17 protein-coding genes are annotated in these 17,482 nt (G+C 71.4%); 11 read left to right on the plus strand and 6 right to left on the minus strand.

Translation table 11 applies throughout. The features are described from left to right. Positions 1-24: 24 nt before the first annotated feature. The gene (locus WME79_RS34270) at positions 25-306 is read right to left on the minus strand and encodes a hypothetical protein (protein ID WP_437523451.1); all 282 of its coding nucleotides are present in this window, start codon (positions 304-306) and stop codon (positions 25-27) included. A 361-nt stretch (positions 307-667) separates the two neighbouring features. Here WME79_RS34270 and WME79_RS34275 point away from each other — a divergent pair, with 361 nt between their 5' ends. Then, entirely contained in the window at positions 668-1,171 is a 504-nt protein-coding gene (locus tag WME79_RS34275; RefSeq protein WP_437523454.1) for a response regulator, read from the plus strand. A 155-nt stretch (positions 1,172-1,326) separates the two neighbouring features. Then, entirely contained in the window at positions 1,327-1,761 is a 435-nt protein-coding gene (locus tag WME79_RS34280) for a YqaA family protein (protein WP_437523457.1), read from the plus strand. 17 nt (positions 1,762-1,778) lie between these two features. On the opposite strand, the gene WME79_RS34285 is transcribed toward WME79_RS34280, so the two are convergent. After that, a complete protein-coding gene (locus WME79_RS34285; protein WP_437324111.1) occupies positions 1,779-2,495 on the minus strand; it encodes a hypothetical protein in 717 nt (238 codons plus the stop codon). Positions 2,496-2,606: 111 nt separating this feature from the next. On the opposite strand from WME79_RS34285, the gene WME79_RS34290 reads away from it, so the two are divergent. The 4 genes from WME79_RS34290 to WME79_RS34305 all read left to right on the plus strand — a co-directional run bounded on the left by WME79_RS34290 (position 2,607) and on the right by WME79_RS34305 (position 6,342). Beyond that, positions 2,607-3,518: a hypothetical protein gene (locus WME79_RS34290; RefSeq protein WP_437523460.1), complete on the plus strand. Its 912-nt coding sequence runs from the start codon at positions 2,607-2,609 to the stop codon at positions 3,516-3,518. A 19-nt stretch (positions 3,519-3,537) separates the two neighbouring features. Further along, a complete protein-coding gene (locus WME79_RS34295) occupies positions 3,538-4,422 on the plus strand; it encodes a protein kinase domain-containing protein (protein ID WP_437523463.1) in 885 nt (294 codons plus the stop codon). A gap of 62 nt (positions 4,423-4,484) precedes the next feature. Then, positions 4,485-5,675, plus strand: a complete 1,191-nt coding sequence (locus tag WME79_RS34300; protein WP_437523466.1) for a cystathionine gamma-synthase — start codon at positions 4,485-4,487, stop codon at positions 5,673-5,675. 106 nt (positions 5,676-5,781) lie between these two features. After that, positions 5,782-6,342, plus strand: a complete 561-nt coding sequence (locus tag WME79_RS34305) for a hypothetical protein (RefSeq protein ID WP_437523468.1) — start codon at positions 5,782-5,784, stop codon at positions 6,340-6,342. 56 nt (positions 6,343-6,398) lie between these two features. On the opposite strand, the gene WME79_RS34310 is transcribed toward WME79_RS34305, so the two are convergent. Together WME79_RS34310 and frr are read right to left on the minus strand one after the other, a co-directional pair. Next, positions 6,399-7,262, minus strand: coding sequence for a Stp1/IreP family PP2C-type Ser/Thr phosphatase (locus WME79_RS34310; protein WP_275935412.1), 864 nt, complete (start codon positions 7,260-7,262; stop codon positions 6,399-6,401). Between the two features lie 633 nt (positions 7,263-7,895). Further along, entirely contained in the window at positions 7,896-8,453 is a 558-nt protein-coding gene (frr, locus tag WME79_RS34315; RefSeq protein ID WP_437523472.1) for a ribosome recycling factor, read from the minus strand. 391 nt (positions 8,454-8,844) lie between these two features. Between frr and WME79_RS34320 the strand changes: the two genes are divergently transcribed. From WME79_RS34320 to WME79_RS34340, 5 genes are all read left to right on the plus strand, one after another. Then, positions 8,845-10,329 (plus strand): sigma-54-dependent transcriptional regulator, encoded by a 1,485-nt coding sequence (locus tag WME79_RS34320; protein ID WP_437523475.1) that lies wholly within the window; start codon positions 8,845-8,847, stop codon positions 10,327-10,329. Between the two features lie 142 nt (positions 10,330-10,471). Beyond that, complete coding sequence (locus tag WME79_RS34325) at positions 10,472-10,945, plus strand: peroxiredoxin (RefSeq protein ID WP_437523478.1); 474 nt, start codon at positions 10,472-10,474, stop codon at positions 10,943-10,945. 14 nt (positions 10,946-10,959) lie between these two features. Next, positions 10,960-11,610 (plus strand): DNA-3-methyladenine glycosylase, encoded by a 651-nt coding sequence (locus tag WME79_RS34330; protein WP_437523481.1) that lies wholly within the window; start codon positions 10,960-10,962, stop codon positions 11,608-11,610. A 67-nt stretch (positions 11,611-11,677) separates the two neighbouring features. Continuing rightward, positions 11,678-12,868 (plus strand): hypothetical protein, encoded by a 1,191-nt coding sequence (locus tag WME79_RS34335; RefSeq protein ID WP_437523483.1) that lies wholly within the window; start codon positions 11,678-11,680, stop codon positions 12,866-12,868. 59 nt (positions 12,869-12,927) lie between these two features. Then, positions 12,928-14,778, plus strand: coding sequence for a DUF885 domain-containing protein (locus WME79_RS34340; RefSeq protein ID WP_437523486.1), 1,851 nt, complete (start codon positions 12,928-12,930; stop codon positions 14,776-14,778). A 44-nt stretch (positions 14,779-14,822) separates the two neighbouring features. On the opposite strand, the gene WME79_RS34345 is transcribed toward WME79_RS34340, so the two are convergent. Further along, positions 14,823-16,415: a peptide chain release factor 3 gene (locus tag WME79_RS34345; RefSeq protein ID WP_437539998.1), complete on the minus strand. Its 1,593-nt coding sequence runs from the start codon at positions 16,413-16,415 to the stop codon at positions 14,823-14,825. Between the two features lie 374 nt (positions 16,416-16,789). Beyond that, the gene (locus WME79_RS34350) at positions 16,790-17,437 is read right to left on the minus strand and encodes a hypothetical protein (RefSeq protein WP_437523489.1); all 648 of its coding nucleotides are present in this window, start codon (positions 17,435-17,437) and stop codon (positions 16,790-16,792) included. Positions 17,438-17,482: the final 45 nt, after the last annotated feature.

A 17,482-nucleotide genomic window follows, 5' to 3' on the forward strand; every position in this document is an offset into this window, starting at 1 on the left:
CGCGCGCGGGCTCGGACGCCGCGTTCAAGGGTCCGCGCACGCGACGTAATCACAGGACGCCTTGTTCACGCACTCCTCGGTTCGCTCCACGAGGTCATTTCCCTCGAGGCCAAGGCACGCGGTCTCGCAGCTGGTCTTGCTCGGCGGCGGAGCGTCGTTCTCCTCCGCGCAGAGGATGCGGTGCTTGCAGAGCTCACTGCATGCGTTCAGGATCTCTTCGTCTTTGCACCCCGCGGCCCCTGCGGCAAAGAGGCCGAGAACGGCGGCGATGACGAGCGGGATCGATCGGAGTTCTGCGTTCTTCATGGGCAGCTCACCTCGGTTGTGGAACGGCGACTCTCCCCGGTGAGCGACCCGCTGCCGACCGGCAGCCTGCGTCAGCGCACGAGAAGAAGGCGAGCGCGCGACCCGGCACGGTAGCAGCGCTTTGCAGGAGGCCAGCGCGCCTCACCATGAGGCCACGCCTCCGCGCAGAGCATAGACGAATCCCTGGCCGCCGCCCACCGCGCGGCGGCACGCGCAGACCTCGGCCCGGCGCCGACGTCATCTCCGTTCCCGCTGCCGCACCCCCGCGCTGGCGGCGCGCGCCCCGGCGCTGGCTCGACGCGCCGGGCGTGGTACATTGCGTCATCGCGGGTCCTGACGCGCCCTCCCCGATCGACGACGAATGCCCTCCAAGGAATCCGACACCCTGCTCGAAGCCGATCCAGCCGAGCGACCGGATCGCGAGACGCCCGAGTCCACGCGGCTCCCTCTCGTGCTCTTGGTCGACGGGGACAGGAGCATCTGGCAGCCCCTCGGCGCCCTCCTCTCGAAGCGATATCGCCTCGTCGTATGCTCCTCGGCCGTGGACGGGGTCGCCGCCTTCACCGAGGACACGTGCGCGGTGATCGTCGATGTGCGGATGTCAGGGCAGGAGGGATTCTGGGTCTGCGACCAGATCCGCAAGGTGCAACCCGAAGTGCCCGTGATCTTCTATTCGGCGTATCACGACGAGAAGGACTCGTTCGAGGTCATCAACGCGCACCGGCCTTTCGCCTACGTCGATAAGCACGGCGCGGAGCAAAAGCTCCTCGACGCCCTCGAGAAGGCGACGCGGATATTTCAAAGCACCCTCCGCAGCAGACGGATCATCGAGCGGCTGCAGCGCCGCCGGCTGGAGGCGGTCTGACGCCTCGGCAGGGCGAGCCGCGCCCGCGCGGCGATCGGCGAGATCTATGGCGCACGCTGGTCCAGCTGGCGCTGAGCCTGTCCGCGCTCTTCGCGGGGATCGCGCTCGCGGCGCATCTCGCGCGCGAACAGCTCGACGCGCTCGGCCGCGGGTTCGTGGATCGCTTCGGCCTCGCCGGGATGTTCGTCGGCACCTTCCTCGCCGATGCGTTCTCGTTCCCGATCCCGCCGCAGTTCTACATGCTGACCGCGATCACCGCGGGTGGCTCGCAGGTCGCGCCCCTGATCGCCATCTCGGCCGCCTCGCTCGTCGGCGGCTGCACGGGTTACCGCCTCGCCGGCCGCCTCGCGCGGCTCCGCCTCTTCGCGGCGCGCATCGAGCAGACGCGACCCAGGATAGACCGGCTCTTCGAACGTTACGGGTACTGGGCGATCGCGATCGGGAGCATCTCGCCGATCCCCTTCTCGATGCTCTGCTACCTGTCCGGGCTGTACCGGATCCCGCTGCGCTACTTCTTGACCATGGTGCTGTTCCGGGTGCCTCGGCTCCTCCTCTTCTACGCGCTCATCCGGGCGGGATGGAGCCAGTGAAGCCGTCGGCGTGAGCGCTACCTGGGGCTGTCCGTCTCCTCGGACGACGGGTTCACCCTGACGCGCTCCAGGATCTGGTCGACCATGCCGAGATCGATCCCGGAGCGCTCCACGACGTTCCTGGAGAACAGCCGAGTCGCCTCCTTCGCGAGCTCCTCGTCCGGGAGGAACGGCCGCGCGGGCGACCGCGGCGCTGGCAGGCCGATCTCCTTCTCGAGCTCGGAGATCGCCCGGATCATCTCCTGGTAGCAGGCCGAGGCGATCTGCACGGCGAACGGGAACACCTGGGCGTTGCCCCGGCCGGCGCGCACGGCGTGCAGCGTCGCGGCGGCCTGCTCGGCGAACTGGCGACTCCCGTACGCGTTGGCCATCTGCGCGTACATCGCGATGGACTCCTGATCCGCCGCGAGGTCCTCCTCCTTCGTGCGCGGCGCTCCGGACGAAGGCACCGACGACCACCGGACGATCATCCGCGCGTAGTCGTCGAGCGCGCGCCGCTGGAGGGCCAGTCGCTCCAAGAGCGCTTCTCGCCGCTGTCTCTGGAGCTCCGCTCTCTCCTCGTGCTCGGCCCGCCGCTCCGCGCTGAGATCTGCCGATCTCCGCGCCAGGTAAGCGCCGATGAAGAGGGCGACGCCGTTGCTGACGGCGATGAAGAGCATCTCCAAGATCTTGGGATCCATGCCGGTGCCCACGACTTCTATCACGTTCGCGCTGAACGCAGTGATATGCCGCATGATGCGGAGAAAAGTTGGCCGCCGCCCTCCTCCCGTGCAGGTGCGCCTTCATCCCACAGGCGGCCGTGGCCGGGCCCTGAGCCGCGCGGGCAGGCATGATAAGATGTTCGCATGACCGGTTCACCCGACGCCGGGGCCGGCCCGCACGTGGCTGGGCTCGCGGGCCCGCTGCGCGAGGCGCTGGAGAGGAGCCTCGCCGACCGGCTCGCGCGCCGCCCCGGGGCGGAGCTCAACCTGGACAACGCGTTCTGGGGCGCCCCCGAGCCACGCGACCTCGGCGAGGCGCTCACCCGGTTCGGGCCGACGTGCGTCAACATCGTTGTGCGCATCTTCGAGCGTATCCGCGACATCGACCCAACGCTCGGCCTGTGGATGCAGATCAGGTATCTGCGCAACGTCTGGTGCGGCGGGAGCGCCGGATTCAAAGTGGTCTACGTGGAGCCGGCGGCCATGCGCGAGCGCCTCGACCATCACTTCGCGGGAGCGGGCGGCCGCCGCGTGGCGCGCGACACGATCCTCGGGGGGATCGAGCACCAGCGGGGCGCGCTGCTCGGCTCGCTCACGGCGAGCATGGCGGAGCTCTTCCGGGGCGGCGAGCCGCTCGACGCGGACAGCTGGCGCGAGGTCCACCGGCCGGATCAGGAGGCGGTTCACCTCTGCGTTGGCAAGCACGAACCGCGGCCGCCGGAGCTCGACGACATCCACCTCGACTGGAGGTCGCCGGTGGTGGGCGTCGACGAGGAGAGCCGCCGCTGCCGGTACGGGCTCCTCATCGGCGTGGTCCACTGGGTGCAGGCGCGGTTCGGGCTCGGCAAGCCGGTGTTTCCGATCCAGAGCATCGATGACAGGGTCGCCGCCCTGGCCGGGCGCCACGAGGCGCCGGCGCGCTGGGCCGAGTTTACGGCGCGCTGGCGCGACGCGCGGTGGCCGCTCGCCCTGCGCGGCGGCGACGGCGCAGCGGAGGCGCAGACGTGGCTTCGCGAGTGCGACGAGCTGGCCGCTGCGCAGCGCGCGGACGCGTGAGAGGCCACAGGCGGCCGGCATGCCCTACCCCGCTCCCGACGGCACCCAGCTGATCGAGCACCTCGGCGCCGGCGCCACGTTCGACGTCGCGCTGGTCCGGCTCGGAGGCTCGCCGCCCGGCCCCACGCTGGTGTGCAAGCGCCTCGTCCCCGGCTGCCTCCACGAGCACGCGGGGCGGGCCGCCATGGTCCGCGAAGCGAAGGCGCTCTCCCTCCTTCGCCACCCCGCCCTGCCCGCGCTCGCGCGCGTCGGCGCCGATCGCCACGGCCCGTTCCTCCTCGAGAGCCGGCGCGAGGGCACCTCCCTCCGCGACGTGCTCGACGGATGGCGCGGCCGAGGCCGGCCGCCGCCCGCGTCGCTCATCACCCACGTCGCCAGGACCGCGATCGAGACGCTCGCCGAGCTCCAGGAGCTCGAGGACGCCGGAGGCCCGATCCGCTTCGTTCACGGCGATCTCGGCCCCGATCACGTGCTGCTCGGCCCGCTCGGCGACATCGGCCTCGTCGACCTCGGCGCCGCGCGGTTCCGCGGCATGGATCCGGATCTCGAGACCGCCGACCGGGGCACGGTTCCGTTCGTTGCCCCCGAGATCGCCCGCGGCGAGTCCCCGCCGACCCAGCGCGGCGACGTCTACTCCATGGCGGCGACCCTCGTCTCCTTCGCCACCGGCGCGCCCCTCACGCGCGCGCGCGAGCAGGCCGCGGCGCTCGTCGAGATCGGCGAATCTGGCCTCTGCCTCGACGCGCTCTCCGCCACGGACGCGCTCTCGCCGGGCCAGCGCCGAGCGCTCGCTCGCGCGCTCGATCGCGATCCGGAGCGCCGCGTCGGGACAGCGCGGGCGCTGCTCGACGCGTTCGACGCGGCCGCTCCGCAGGCCGAGGGCGGCCCCGAGGCAGCGCGCTGACTCGGCCCTCCTGCGCGCCAAAACCGTGGACGCACGCGGCCCATGAGATAAGTCTCGCCCGCATGAAGCCCCACCTAGGTCACGACAAGCTCGGCCTCGACACGCTCGCGATCCACGCCGGACAGCCGCCGGATCCGACGAGCGGCGCGGTCATGACGCCGATCGTCCTCTCGAGCACCTTCGCCCAGGAGCGGCCGGGCCACCACAAGGGGTTCGAGTACTCCCGCAGCGGCAACCCCACCCGCAAGGCGCTCGAGGCGTGCGTCGCCGCGATCGAGGGGGGGCGCCATGGCTTCGCGTTCGGAAGCGGCTCCGCGGCGACCGCCACCCTGCTCCACACGCTCCGCCCTGGAGATCACGTGCTCTCGGGCGACGACGTCTACGGCGGCACCTTCCGGCTCTTCGACAAGGTCATGCGGCCGATGGGCCTCGCCTCGAGCTCGGTCGACATGAGCGACCTCGACGTCGTCCGCAAGGCCCTCACCCCGGCCACGCGGATGATCTGGATCGAGACCCCGACGAACCCGATGCTCAAGATCTTCGACATCGCAGGGCTCGCCGAGATCGCGCGCGCGCACGGGGCGCTGCTCGTGGTCGACAACACCTTCGCCACGCCGGTGCTCCAGCGGCCGCTCGATCTCGGCGCTCACGTCGTGGCGCACTCGACCACGAAGTACCTGAACGGGCACTCGGACGTCGTCAGCGGCGCGCTCGTCACGTCCGAGGACGCGCTCGCGGAGCGGGTCGGGTTCCTGCAGAACGCGATCGGCGCCGTCCCGAGCCCGTTCGACTGCTACCTCGTGCTCCGCGGGATCAAGACGCTCGGCGTGCGCGTGCGCCAGCAGTGCGCGTCGGCCGCGCTCATCGCCGAGAGGCTCGCCGTGCACCCCGCCGTGCAGGCGGTGCACTATCCCGGCCTCCCCACGCACGCCGGCCACGCGCTCGCCGCGCGGCAGATGCGCGCGCCCGGGGCGATGATCTCGTTCGTCGTGCGCGGCGGCCTCCCCGTCGCCTCGAGGTTCCTCGAGCGGCTCGCGATCTTCGCCTGCGCCGAGAGCCTCGGCGGCGTCGAGTCGCTCGCCGAGCACCCCGCCCTCATGACCCACGCCTCCGTGCCCGCGGCGGCGCGGGAGGCGCTCGGCATCGCCGACGGCCTCCTCCGGCTCTCGGTGGGCCTGGAGGCCAGCGAGGACCTCTGGAACGACGTCGCCCAGGCGCTGGACGACGCGCAGGCGCGCGCGGCGAGCACGTAAGCGCACGTGAGCGCGCGCAGCGCGGCCGCCGTTTGATCGCGGGCCCCCGAGTACGATAGAAGCGAGGAGCGGCCTCCGGGGCCGCCACCTACCACCGGAGCTTTCCATGCGTCTCGCTCGCCTCAGCTTCGTGCCCGTGCTCGGCCTCCTCCCCCTCCTCGGCCTCGGCTGCAGCGGCGCGGAGCCGCCGACCCCGCGCGGCGCATACACCATGAACTTCGCCGACCCGGGCATCGACTGCTCCGCACCGGGGCACCTGGCGATCCTTGGCGAAGTGTCCTCTGCCCAGAAGGTCCGGCTGGTCACCGACGGCGAGGACGATTCCTCGGTCGACTGCTCCGTGTCCGGCTCGGGCACCTTCTCCGTCTCGGCGGTGGCCAAGAACCCCGCCGAAGCGTCGGAGATCCACATCAAGATCGACGCCATCTCCCCCGCGGCGACCCGTGACGCGCCGGCCACCGGCAGCATCAGCTTCTCCTCGGCGAGGACAGGGGGCCAGACCTTCTACTCCGATCCGGCGACCCCGTGTAACTTCTGGTTCGAGGGCAAGCAGGGGGTCGACGCGGGCAAGATCTGGGTCGGCTTCGAGTGCCCTGCGATGCTGAACGAAGGCGAGATCTGCCAGCTCAGGCTGGGCGTCCTGGCCTTCGACAGCTGCGGAGGCTGAGCGGCGCTGGCTGCTGGCTGCTGACGGGGGCGCGCGCGGGGGGGGCGCCCCGCGCGTCAGCTCTTCTCGGAGCGCGAGGCCGACACCGCCGGCACCGTCGACCGATCGCCCATGCTGACCTGCTGCGAGTCGGCGGGCGGGCCGATTGTCGCGCTGTTCGGGAGCTCGGCGTCGTCCTGCTCGTCGATCCGGATCACGAGCGCCGTGATGTTGTCCTCTCCGCCGTTCTCGTTCGCCTTGGCGATGAGGCGGCGGCACATCTCCGGGACCTCCTCGGTCGAGCTCACGATGTGGAGGATCTGGTCGTCCGAGAGCATCCCGCTCAGGCCGTCGGAGCAGAGCAGGTAGACATCGCCGGGCTGCGGCTCATCGCTGATCAGATCCACGGAGACGCTGTCGTGCATCCCGAGCGCGCGGGTGATGACGTTGCGCGGAAGCTCGGCCCGCTGCTCCTCGGTGAGCTCGGGCATCGCCATGATGTAGTCGTTGAACAGCGAGTGATCGCGCGTCAGCTGGCTGATCGAGCCCTTGCGGACACGGTACGCGCGGCTGTCGCCGACGTGGCCGACGTAGATCCGGTTCTTCTTCTTCGAGAAGAGCGCCCCCACGACCGTCGTACCCATCCCGGCGCAGTCGCGCGAGCGGATGCTGCGCTCGAAGATCTGGCGGTTCGCGACCCGGATGCCCGCCTGGAGCCGGTTCTCCTCCTCCGACAGGCTGGTGTCGAAGTGGAATGGCCAGGTAGCGTCCTCCCGCGACGTGGACCGGAAGAAGTCCGCGATCGACTCGGTCGCCAGCTTGCTGGCTACGTCCCCCGCGCGGTGGCCCCCCATGCCGTCCGCGACGATGAACAGATCATACTCCGACAGGACGGCGTAGCTGTCCTCGTTGTGGTCGCGTTGGAGACCAACGTCCGTCATTCCTGAAGCGATCGCTCGCATAACCTCGGGAATCCTTGAGACGGCTCCGGGCCTTCGGCTTCGAACACCAACCATTTCACGCTAGCGAAAACCTGTCAAGCAGGGCCTCTCGCACCCGAATGGGCGTCTTCAGAGCCTTCGCGCGTCTTCTCACGCTTCACGTCACGCTTCACGCCTCACGCCTTCGCACGCCCACTCGCCGACCTTCCTGATCCTACCGACTCCGACCGGGGGGACCGCAAGCCTCTTTTTCACTTCTTCGCTCCACGGGACGGCTCGTTGTGAGCTGGGCTGGTCCCGGGCACGCCTCGCCCCGTGGCGCTCGGATTGTGGGCTGGGCCTGGACACGCCTCGCCCATGGCGCTCGGACACAAGCGCCGGTGCGGGCACAGCTGCGGGTCGCGCGACGGCAGGACAACAAGGCTGCGAGGCATCGCCAGGGCGGGCCGGGCCCGGCGCACGCGGCGTCACGACACGCTGGGGCGCTGCCGGCAGGCGATGTCGCGCATCGCACGCCGCCGCGCCGCCCTCCTCGAAGGGCCCGGCCCCATCGCGCGCCGCGGGGAGGGGCAACCGTACGGCGCTCCGGTCTACCCAGCTCGGTCGCCGACGCCCGCCCGGCCGAGCGCCCGCTCACACGTCCAGGATGTCCTTTTCCTTGCCGGCGATCACCGTGTCGACCTGCTTCGTCCCCTCGGCCACCACGTCGTCGACCTTCTTCTTGGCCCGATCGGCCTCGTCACCGCTGACGTCTCCGTCCTTCTCGAGCGAGTCGATCATCTCGTTCGCATCTCGGCGATGCTTCCGGATGGCAACTTTACAGTCCTCTCCGTTCTTCTTCGTCAGCTTCACCATCTCCCTGCGCCGCTCCTCCGTCAGCGGCGGGATCGGGAGTCGGATGAGATCCGCGTCCACCTGGGGATTCAGGCCGAGATCACTCTCCCGGATCGCCTTCTCGATCGCTTTCACCTGGTTCTTCTCCCAGGGCTTGACGCTGATGAGCCGCGGCTCCGGCACGGACACCGTGGCCATCTGCACGATCGGCGTCGGCACGCCGTAGTAGTCGACGCGGATGCCGTCGAGCATGGCCGCGTTCGCGCGCCCGGTGCGCACCTTCGCCAGGTCTCGCCGGAGAGCTTCGATGGCCTTCTCGATCCCTTCGCGCAGCTCCTTGATGACGTCCTCGAGCATGATCCGGCTTCCTCCGTGTGGGGCTCGCCCAGCCCGCCCTCTTCGCGGGCGGGGGCGGAGCTTACCGCGTATTTCCGGGCCGGCGGAGAAATCGATCCGCCCGACCTCGCCGGCGTCGCGGTCGGAAGAGCGCTCGCCTCCGCCTGAGCGCAGGCGGACGCGCACGCGCCCGAGCGCCGCCGCGCCGTCCCCCCCGCCCAGCGCGGAAGGCGCGGAAGGCTCGGAAGCACGGAAGGCAAACGCGCGGCGGGGCAGCGCGACGCGGCGGAATGGCATCCTGCGCAGCGGCGCTCCGGCGCGCGGCGGGGAGGCCGCGCAGGCCGCCGAGCGCGCCACCCCCACTGTCGCGATCGTGCCGAGCTGTAGTAACTCTGGGAGGTAGGGCGACCCGATGCGCGATCTGGACTGGAACAGCTTCGACGTCCTCGTCGTCGACGACGAGCAGGACAACCTCGACGCGTTCCGGTTCGCCTTCAGGAAGTCGTTCAAGATCCATTATGCGCTGGGCGGCGCCGAGGCCCTCTCGCTCCTCGATCGCCTCGATCCTGCGGTGATCGTGGCGGACCAGCGAATGCCGGGGATGAGCGGTATCGAGTTCCTCAAGCAGGCGAAGGAGCGGCGCCCTGACGCGGCGGGCGTGCTGCTCACCGCCTACGCGGACATGACGGTGCTCATCGACGCGGTCAACTCGGGCGCGGTCGACCGGTACGTCCAGAAGCCCTGGAACTCGAAGGAGCTCGCCGTCATCCTCCGGCAGGCGATCGCCGGGGTCGCCACCCTCCGGGAGAACCGGCGGCTGCGCGAGCAGCTCGCGCAGTACGCGGGATACCTCGAGCGCGAGCAGCGGGACCCGATCGATTTCGGCGAGATCGCCGGCGAGAGCGAGGCCATGCGCGAGGTCGCCGCCCGGATCGGCGAGGTGGCGAAGGCGGCGACGCACGTGCTGATCGAGGGCGAGGAAGGGGCGGAGAAGGAGGTCGTCGCCCGGGCGATCCACGTGGGCTCACCGCGAGAAGAGCAGCCGTTCGTCAAGGTGACCTGCGCCGCGTTCCGGGGTGACACGCTCGAGCGCGAGCTGTTCGGCTGGCGGCGAGGCGCCTTCGACGGCGCGTTCGCCGAGCGCGCAGGCCGGCTCGAGCTCGCCCACCGGGGGACGATCTACCTCGACGAGCCGGCGCCGCTCACGCCCTCGCTCCAGGCGAGGCTGCTCCGCGTGCTCACCGACGGCGAGGTCGAGCGGCTCGGGTCGACGGAGACCACGCGCGTCGACGTGCGCGTCGTGCTGTCGCTCACGCCCGGCATCGACGAGGCCTGGGCGAGCGCGGGCGTGCTGCCCGAGCTCGTCTCCCGGCTCTCGGTGTTCCCGCTCAGGCTGCCCCCGCTCCGGGAGCGGCGCGAGGACATCCGCGCGCTCGCCGAGCACTTCCTGCGCAAGGTCGCGCGGCGCAACGCCCGCGCGGCCACCGCGCTGTCGGAGGAGGCGATCGCGAAGCTCGCGGCGTACACGTGGCCGGGGAACACGCGGGAGCTGGAGAACGTGGTCGAGCGCGCCGCCATCCTGTCGCGCGGCGACGTGATCCTGCCCGAGCACCTCGCGTTCACGGCGCGCGCGCAGCCGGCTGAGCCGCCCGCGCGCGCGCCCAGGGCCGCCGCGCCGGCGGAGCCGGAGGTGGACCCGGCCGGGAAAGAGCCCGCCGCGCCGGCGTGCGCGCGGCCAAGGCTCGACCTGAGCTCCCAGCTCGACGACATCGAGCGGCGGGAGCTCCTCGCCGCCCTGGACCGCTGCGGAGGGAACAAGGCGGAGGTCGCGCGGCAGTTCGGCATGCAGCGCACGACCCTCTATTACAGGCTGAAGCGGCTCGGAATCGACGGTTGAAGACGGTTGAAGACAGTTGAAGGCGGTCGACGAGGGCCCGCGCTCCCTGACGACACCCGACGGACGCTGACGGCCCCGCCGGGACGCCGCGGCGCGCGGCCACAGTCGACGCCGGGGGCGACTTGCGGCAGATTGCGTCGGCATGCTGAAGGTCGGCGAGCGCGCGCCGGAGATCGACACGCAGGCCATCGACGGCCAGCGCTTCGTGCTGTCGGCGCAGGGTGGGCTCTGCACGGTCGTGTACTTCTTCCCGAAGGCCTTCACGCCCGACTGCACCGTCGAGGCCCAGCTCTTCCGCGACAACCATGCCGAGATCGCGCTCGCGGGCGCCAGCATCGTCGGCGTCAGCACCGACGACCACAGGACGCAGTGCCGGTTCGCCGAGGCGCAGAAGGTCCCATACCCGATGATCGCCGACCGCGATCGCAGCGTGTGCCGCGCCTACGGCGTCCTCTGGCCGCTCATCGGCCTCGCCCGGCGGATCACCTACGTCATCACGCCCGCCCTGGAGATCGCGGCGGTCTTCCACCACGAGTTCCAGGCCAAGAAGCACCGCGACGACGTGCTCTCGTTCATCGACAAGCGCTTCCGGGCGGCGCGCCCCCCCGCGGGCTGAGCGCGGAGCCCGCCGTGCGTCCCACCCCCGAGCCCCGCGCGCCCAGCGAAGGCGCCGCGCTCCTCGAAGGAGCGGCGCCGCTGCCGCGTGACTTCTACGCTCGCCCCGCGCTCGTCGTCGCGCGAGCGTGCATCGGCAAGGTGCTCGTCCACACGACGCCCGAGGGCACCGCCGCCGGACGCATCGTCGAGACCGAGGCGTACCGCGGCCCGGAAGACCTCGCCGCGCACAGCGCGGGCGGGCGACGGACCGTGCGGACGGAGGTCATGTTTGGCCCGGCGGGCTATGCGTATGTGTTCCAGCTCTACGGCATGCACTGGGCGTTCAACATCGTCGTGGCCTCGGAGGGAGAGCCGCACGCTGTCCTCATCCGCGCCATCGAGCCGATGATCGGCCTCCCGCTCATGAGCCACCGGCGGGGCGTCGCGCCTGGGCGGATCGAGCTCACCAACGGGCCGGGGAAGCTGTGCCAGGCGCTGGAGCTCGACCGCTCCGCGTACGGGATGGATGTCTGCGGAGCGCAGCTCTCGCTGCTCCCCGGCGCTGCTGGGCCCATCGGCAGGTCGCCTCGCATCAACGTCGACTATGCAGGTGCGTGGGCGAAGAAGCCGTGGCGATTCTACGAACGCGGCAATCGCTATGTCTCCGTTCCGCCTCGCCATTGAGCGGGCGTGAGGGCGCGAGCGCTCGAAGCGCTCGCGCCCGAGCCCAGGATCGCGCGACAATGGGCGCATGGGATTCTGGCCTTTCGGGGGGCGTGAACCTGCCAACGTCGAGAGCGCGTCGCAGGTTGTCACGGCGGACACGCGTCGGGAGACCGTGCGGGGAAAGTTAACGCTCTATTTCAAGGAGCCGCAGACGCGGAGCGCCGCGGACAGGGCCGCGGAGCGGTGCGCGCAGATCGCCGGAGACCTGCTGCGCGAGGCCGCAGAGCACGAGGCGCTCCTCGGCAAGGAGGCGGAGCTCGCCGCGGCCATCGCGGCCCGCGCGCCGCGCGGCCTCCCGGGGCTCCGCGCGATCGAGCTCGCGGCGCTGCACGTTGTGACCGAGCGCACCACGCAGTCGCGGCGCGGCGAGCCGGCGCTCGTCCAGGATCCCACGCGGAGCGTGGGCGCGCGCACGCCATCGAACAAGCCCTCGCCGGGCGGCGTGAGCCGGACCACTGGCATGCCGCCGGCCAGCAGCCGCGCCTTGTCGCAGGCTCCCGGCGCGCCGCCGGTCGTCGGTCGCAACACGCCGTCGAGCATCCCTCCGCCCATCAGCGTGCGCTCGCCGCCGAGCTCCGGCGCGCAACGCGCCCGCGCCGGCGGCGCGGGCGCCGCGCGGGGGTCGAGCCCGGGGCTCATCGGCTCGCCCCCCACCGTGATCGCGGCCGCGCTCTCGCCGCTGCTGCGCGACGCGTCCACGCGGCTGCTCCTCGGATGCCTGCGGGCGCACGACCTGATCATCGTGCGCCGTGTCGCGATCGATCCAGGCGCAGCCGATCAGCTGGCCGCGCTGCTGCCCGTGTCCGAGGCGCCGCCGGGTGAGTTCGAGGCGAGCCGAGCCGCCGAGCTCTCCCGCTGGCACACGGTGCTCGGCTCGCCCGTGATCAGCCAGCTGCGCACGGAGTCGTGCGCGATCAGCGCGCAGAAGGCCCGGACCGCGCTGGGCGCCGCGAACATCGCGGCGGGCATCGCGGGGGAGCTGATCGACGCGCTCTGCCGCACCGCCTTCCCTGGCCTCGCGCTGTCGAGCGCGCACATCGATCGCTATGCGGAGCAGGATCTCAACGAGCTGGCGGCCGAGAGCATGGCGCGCATCCTCCGGCACCCGAACTCGAAGCCGCTCCGCCTCGCGCTCGGCCCGCTGCTCGACGCGGTGCACGGCGATGTGGACGGCATCTCCCGCCTCGCGAAGGCCTCCCTCGGCAGCGCGCACTGAGGCCCCATGCCGCCGCTCGGCACGTTCCCTTCTGGGCGAGCTAGCGCTAGGAGGCGCAGGTGCGACACCATGGTCTCTCCGATGAGCTCTCTTTCTCCCGCAGATCGCTCCGCGGCCACCTCTCCCTGCTCGTCGCGCTGCTCTGCGCGTGCGGGCCGGCCGAGCGCACCGTCCCGCCGCCCGCGCAACCCGTCGCGAAGGCGGCCGTCGTGAGCCCGGCCGACGCTCGATCCGGCGAAGCGGGCGCCGAGCAGGCGCTCGCGGCCTTGTCGGCGCGCGTGCTCGAGGAGTACCTGCGCGACGAGCCGGTCCGCGCCACCGAGGCGGGAGACCACCGGTACGACGCCGTGTGGCCGGACGTCACCGAGCAGGGCGAGGCCGCGCGCCGGCGCACGATCGAGGCGGCGCTGACCGAGCTCGGGGCGCTGCCCGCGGCGAGCCTCGGCGTCCAGAGCCGCGTCGACGCGGCGATGATCGACAACCAGCTGCGCTCCTGGCTGTTCGCGATCGACGAGCTCCGCGAGGCGACGTGGAACCCGATGGTGTACACGGGCCTCGTCGGCGACGGGCTCGATCCCCTGATCACGAGGAGCTTCGCGCCGCTCGAGGAGCGGCTGCGGCGCCTCGGGGGTCGCCTTTCGGGCATCCCCGCGCTCGTACGGGCCGCGGAGCGGCGCCTCACGGCGGCGCCGCCGCGCATCCACACCGAGACGGCGATCGCGCAGAACAAGGGGCTCATCGCGCTCTGCAAGTCCGAGCTCCCGGCGCTGTTCGCGTCGGTCCCGGCGCAGCAGGCCGAGCTCGACGCGGCCGCGAGGGCGGCGGCGGAGGCGCTCGAGGGCTTCGAGGCGTTCCTCGAGAAGGACCTGCTCCCGAGGAGCAACGGCGACTTCCGGCTGGGCCGCGCGCGCTTCGAGAAGAAGCTCCGGTTCACGCTGGACGACGCGACCATCGACATCGACGGCGTGGTCGCGAGCGCCCGCGCGCTGCTCGCGGCGACGCACGCCGAGATGCTCGAGACCTCGAGGGAGCTCTGGCCTGCGCTCTTCGGGAAGCAGCCCTTCCCGAGGGTCGAGGCGCAGGACGAGAAGATGGCCGCGATCAGGAAGGTGCTCGACGCGCTCGCGGCCGATCACCCGACGAACGCGACCATCGTGAAGGCGTCCGAGAAGCTCCTCGCGGAGGCGACCGACTTCGTCCGCGCGCGCGACCTCGTGCGCATCCCGGAGGAGCCCTGCCGGGTGATCGAGATGCCCGAGTACCGCCGCGGCGTCGCGATCGCCTACTGCGATGCGTCCGGCCCGCTCGAGGCGAAGCAGGAGACGTTCTTCGCGATCGCGCCGACGCCGAAGGACTGGCCGAAGGCGCGCGTGGACTCGTTCTACCGCGAGTACAACTCGAGCATGCTCGCCGACCTCACCGTCCACGAGGCGATGCCGGGCCACTTCCTGCAGCTCATGCACAACAACAAGTTCCCCTCGAAGTTCCGCGCGGTCTTCTCGAGCGGCCCGTTCGTCGAGGGGTGGGCGGTCTACACCGAGTGGCTGATGGCGCACCACGGCTTCGGCGGCCCGAAGGTGCGGATGCAGCGCCAGAAGATGGTGCTGCGCATGTCGGTGAACGCCCTCCTCGACCACGGCGTGCACGCGGGCGCGATGGGCGAGGAGGAGGCGCTCTCGCTCATGACGAAGGACGCCTTCCAGGAGGAAGGCGAGGCCGTCGGCAAGTGGCGGCGCGCCCGGCTCACGAGCGCGCAGCTCACCACGTACTTCCACGGCTTCACCGAGATGATGCGCCTGCGCGCCGAGCACGAGCGCAAGCCGGGCTTCACCGAGCGCGCCTACCACGACCGCCTGCTCAGCCACGGCTCGCCGTCCGTGCGGCACCTCCCGGCGCTGCTCTCGGAATAGCGGCGATCCGCGCGCGGCCGAGAAGGGCCGCGCGCGGCGGGAGGTCACACGGGAGAGATCGAGCCGCCGAGCTCGACGAAGCGGGCCTTGGGGAACGCCTTCTGGCAGGCATCGAGCTGCCAGTCGCCCTTGAAGAGCACGACCGCGTTCCCGTGCACATCGAGGGCGCCGTAGCCGTAGAGGTTCGACTCGAGCTCGGCGAGCGGCACCGGCTCGCCCTCGACCCAGCGGGCCAGGCTGAACGAGAGCCGCTCGATCCGGGCGTCGACGCCGTACTCGGCCGCGAGGCGGTGCTTCACAACGTCGAACTGGAGCTCGCCCACGACGCCCAGGATCGCCTCGCCCTCCCGCCCCTCGGGCGGCCGGAAGAGCTGGACCGAGCCCTCCTGCGCGAGCTGCTCGAGCCCCTTCTTGAGCTGCTTGCGCTTCATGGGATCGATCATGACGACGCGGGCGAACTGCTCCGGCGGGAACTGCGGCAGCGGGGCGTACTTCACGGGCGAGCCGCTGCAGAGCGAGTCGCCGATGAGGAAGAGCCCCGGGTCGAAGACGCCGATGATGTCGCCCGCGAAGCCGTCCTCCACGAGCGTGCGCTCCTGGGCCATGAACTGCACGGGGTTGGTGAGCCGGATGTCGCGGTCGAGGCGCACGTGGTGCACCTTCATCCCGCGCTCGTAGCGGCCGGAGCAGACGCGGAGGAACGCGATCCTGTCGCGGTGGGCCCGGTCCATGTTCGCCTGGATCTTGAAGACGAACGCGGTGAAGCGGTCGTCGTCCGGGGCGATGGGGCCCTTGTCGCTGCCGCGCGGCGCAGGCGGGGGCATGAGCTCGATGAAGGCGTCCAGGAATTGCGGCAGGCCGAAGTTGGTGATGGCGCTGCCGAAGAACATGGGCGTGACCTCGCCGCGGGCGAGCTTGTCGCGATCGAGCGCGTCACCGGCGGCGTCGATGAGCTCGATGTCCTCGCGCAGCTGGCGGGCGCCCTCCTCGTCGAGCGCCTCGACGAGCTCGGGCGCGTCGAGGGACACGACCTCCATGGGGGCGATCTCGGCGCCGTGCGCGACGAGCTCGAAGAGGAAGACCTGCTTGCGCTCGCGATGATAGACGCCGCGGAACTTGCCGCCCGCCGAGATGGGCCAGGTGACCGGGTAGACGCCGATGCCAAGGACCTCCTCGACCTCGCCGATCAGCTCGAACGGGTCGCGCCCGGGGCGGTCGAGCTTGTTGACGAAGGTGAAGATCGGCATCTGCCGGAGCTTGCAGACACGGAAGAGCTTCTTCGTCTGCGTCTCGACGCCCTTCGCACAGTCGAGGATCATGATGGCGGCGTCGGTCGCCATCAGCGCGCGGTAGGTGTCCTCGCTGAAGTCGGCGTGGCCAGGGGTGTCGACCAGGCTCAGGAGCCGGCCCTTGTACGGGAACTGGAGAACGCTGGTGGAGATGGAGATGCCGCGCTCGCGCTCCATCTCCATCCAGTCGCTGACGGCGTGGGCGCGCGCCTTCTTGGCCTTCACGGCGCCGGCGAGCTGGATGGCGCCTCCGTACAGCAGGAGCTTTTCGGTGAGGGTGGTCTTGCCAGCGTCGGGGTGGGAGATGATCGCGAACGTCTTTCGACGGGCGATCTCGCGGGTGAGCATCGGGTCGGGCACAGCGGCGCGGCAGGATAGAGGCCGTGGGGGCTGCGTCAACCCAAGGGGCGACGGAGCCAGGGCGGGCGGGGGTGGTGCGCGAGCGGGCGGCGGGGGTCCCCCCCACGAACTCGGGCCTTTTGGGGGGCTGGTGCCGCGCTGGACGGGGGACTCGGTCCGAGAGGGGGGCGCTGCGAGGCGGGCCGGCCCTCGGGTTCGTGGGGCCCACCCCCGCCGCCCGCTCGCGCACCACCCCCGCCCGCCCTGGCTCTTTGGTGTGAGGAGGGAGGCGGGGCGCTGAGAGGCGGGGCGGCCGCTGGGGTTCGTGGGGCCAGCGGCGGCTGCGCGCGGGATGCGCCGCTTCGGGCCTTTGTAAGGGGTCGTTATTTCGGGGCGCGGAGGGAGAGGGAGACGGTGACGCCTACGGGGTCGGCGCTGGGGGTGCCGATGGGCTTGTTCTTGAGGAGCTGACGGATGCAGCGCTGCGCGTCGGGGGTGACGCCCCGTGAGTCGAGGATCTCGACACCCTCGGCGCGGCCGCGCACACGGACAAGGAACTGGACCTTGATGCTGCCCGAGGCGCCAGAGAGGCCGCCATGGTCGGCAACACACTTCGCAAGGTCGGGGGCGACCTTTTCGAGCCGCTTGGCCACGTTCGGGACGTCGCCGTTCATGAACTCGGGCTCCTTGATCTCCACGAGAGGAAGCGGGGCCGACACGATCGATGCATCGGGCACGCCGCCGTCGATGGGGCCGGCATCGCCGGGAACACCGCCGTCAGGCGGGGGGGCGCCGCCGTCGGGAGAGGGCGGCTCGGGCTGCGGCGACGGCGGGAGCCAGCCGGCATCGGCCTCGCCGGGCTCGAGGCACCGCACGAAGCCACGGTGCGGATCCTCCAGCGCGCCGTGCGGACACCGCGGAGCGCCGCCCCCGTCAGGCGTCGCCGCCGTGATCCACCCCTGATCCGGCTCCTGCCGCGGCGGCGCGCCGCCCTCGGCGACCGCGCCGACACATGCGCCGACAGCGCCCATCGACAGCGCCACAGAGATCGCCCACTGACCCAGACGCCCACCTGC

This window comes from Sorangium sp. So ce726 (genome assembly GCF_051521405.1).
GTDB lineage: Bacteria > Myxococcota_A > Polyangia > Polyangiales > Polyangiaceae > Sorangium.

Coding starts and splice junctions, on each gene's coding strand:
- WME79_RS34270 (WP_437523451.1), bottom strand. CDS start 306: ATGAAGAACGCAGAACTCCGATCGATCCCGCTCGTCATCGCCGCCGTT.
- WME79_RS34275 (WP_437523454.1), top strand. CDS start 668: ATGCCCTCCAAGGAATCCGACACCCTGCTCGAAGCCGATCCAGCCGAG.
- WME79_RS34285 (WP_437324111.1), bottom strand. CDS start 2,495: ATGCGGCATATCACTGCGTTCAGCGCGAACGTGATAGAAGTCGTGGGC.
- WME79_RS34290 (WP_437523460.1), top strand. CDS start 2,607: ATGACCGGTTCACCCGACGCCGGGGCCGGCCCGCACGTGGCTGGGCTC.
- WME79_RS34295 (WP_437523463.1), top strand. CDS start 3,538: ATGCCCTACCCCGCTCCCGACGGCACCCAGCTGATCGAGCACCTCGGC.
- WME79_RS34300 (WP_437523466.1), top strand. CDS start 4,485: ATGAAGCCCCACCTAGGTCACGACAAGCTCGGCCTCGACACGCTCGCG.
- WME79_RS34305 (WP_437523468.1), top strand. CDS start 5,782: ATGCGTCTCGCTCGCCTCAGCTTCGTGCCCGTGCTCGGCCTCCTCCCC.
- WME79_RS34310 (WP_275935412.1), bottom strand. CDS start 7,262: ATGACGGACGTTGGTCTCCAACGCGACCACAACGAGGACAGCTACGCC.
- frr (WP_437523472.1), bottom strand. CDS start 8,453: ATGCTCGAGGACGTCATCAAGGAGCTGCGCGAAGGGATCGAGAAGGCC.
- WME79_RS34320 (WP_437523475.1), top strand. CDS start 8,845: ATGCGCGATCTGGACTGGAACAGCTTCGACGTCCTCGTCGTCGACGAC.
- WME79_RS34325 (WP_437523478.1), top strand. CDS start 10,472: ATGCTGAAGGTCGGCGAGCGCGCGCCGGAGATCGACACGCAGGCCATC.
- WME79_RS34335 (WP_437523483.1), top strand. CDS start 11,678: ATGGGATTCTGGCCTTTCGGGGGGCGTGAACCTGCCAACGTCGAGAGC.
- WME79_RS34345 (WP_437539998.1), bottom strand. CDS start 16,415: ATGCTCACCCGCGAGATCGCCCGTCGAAAGACGTTCGCGATCATCTCC.
- WME79_RS34350 (WP_437523489.1), bottom strand. CDS start 17,437: ATGGGCGCTGTCGGCGCATGTGTCGGCGCGGTCGCCGAGGGCGGCGCG.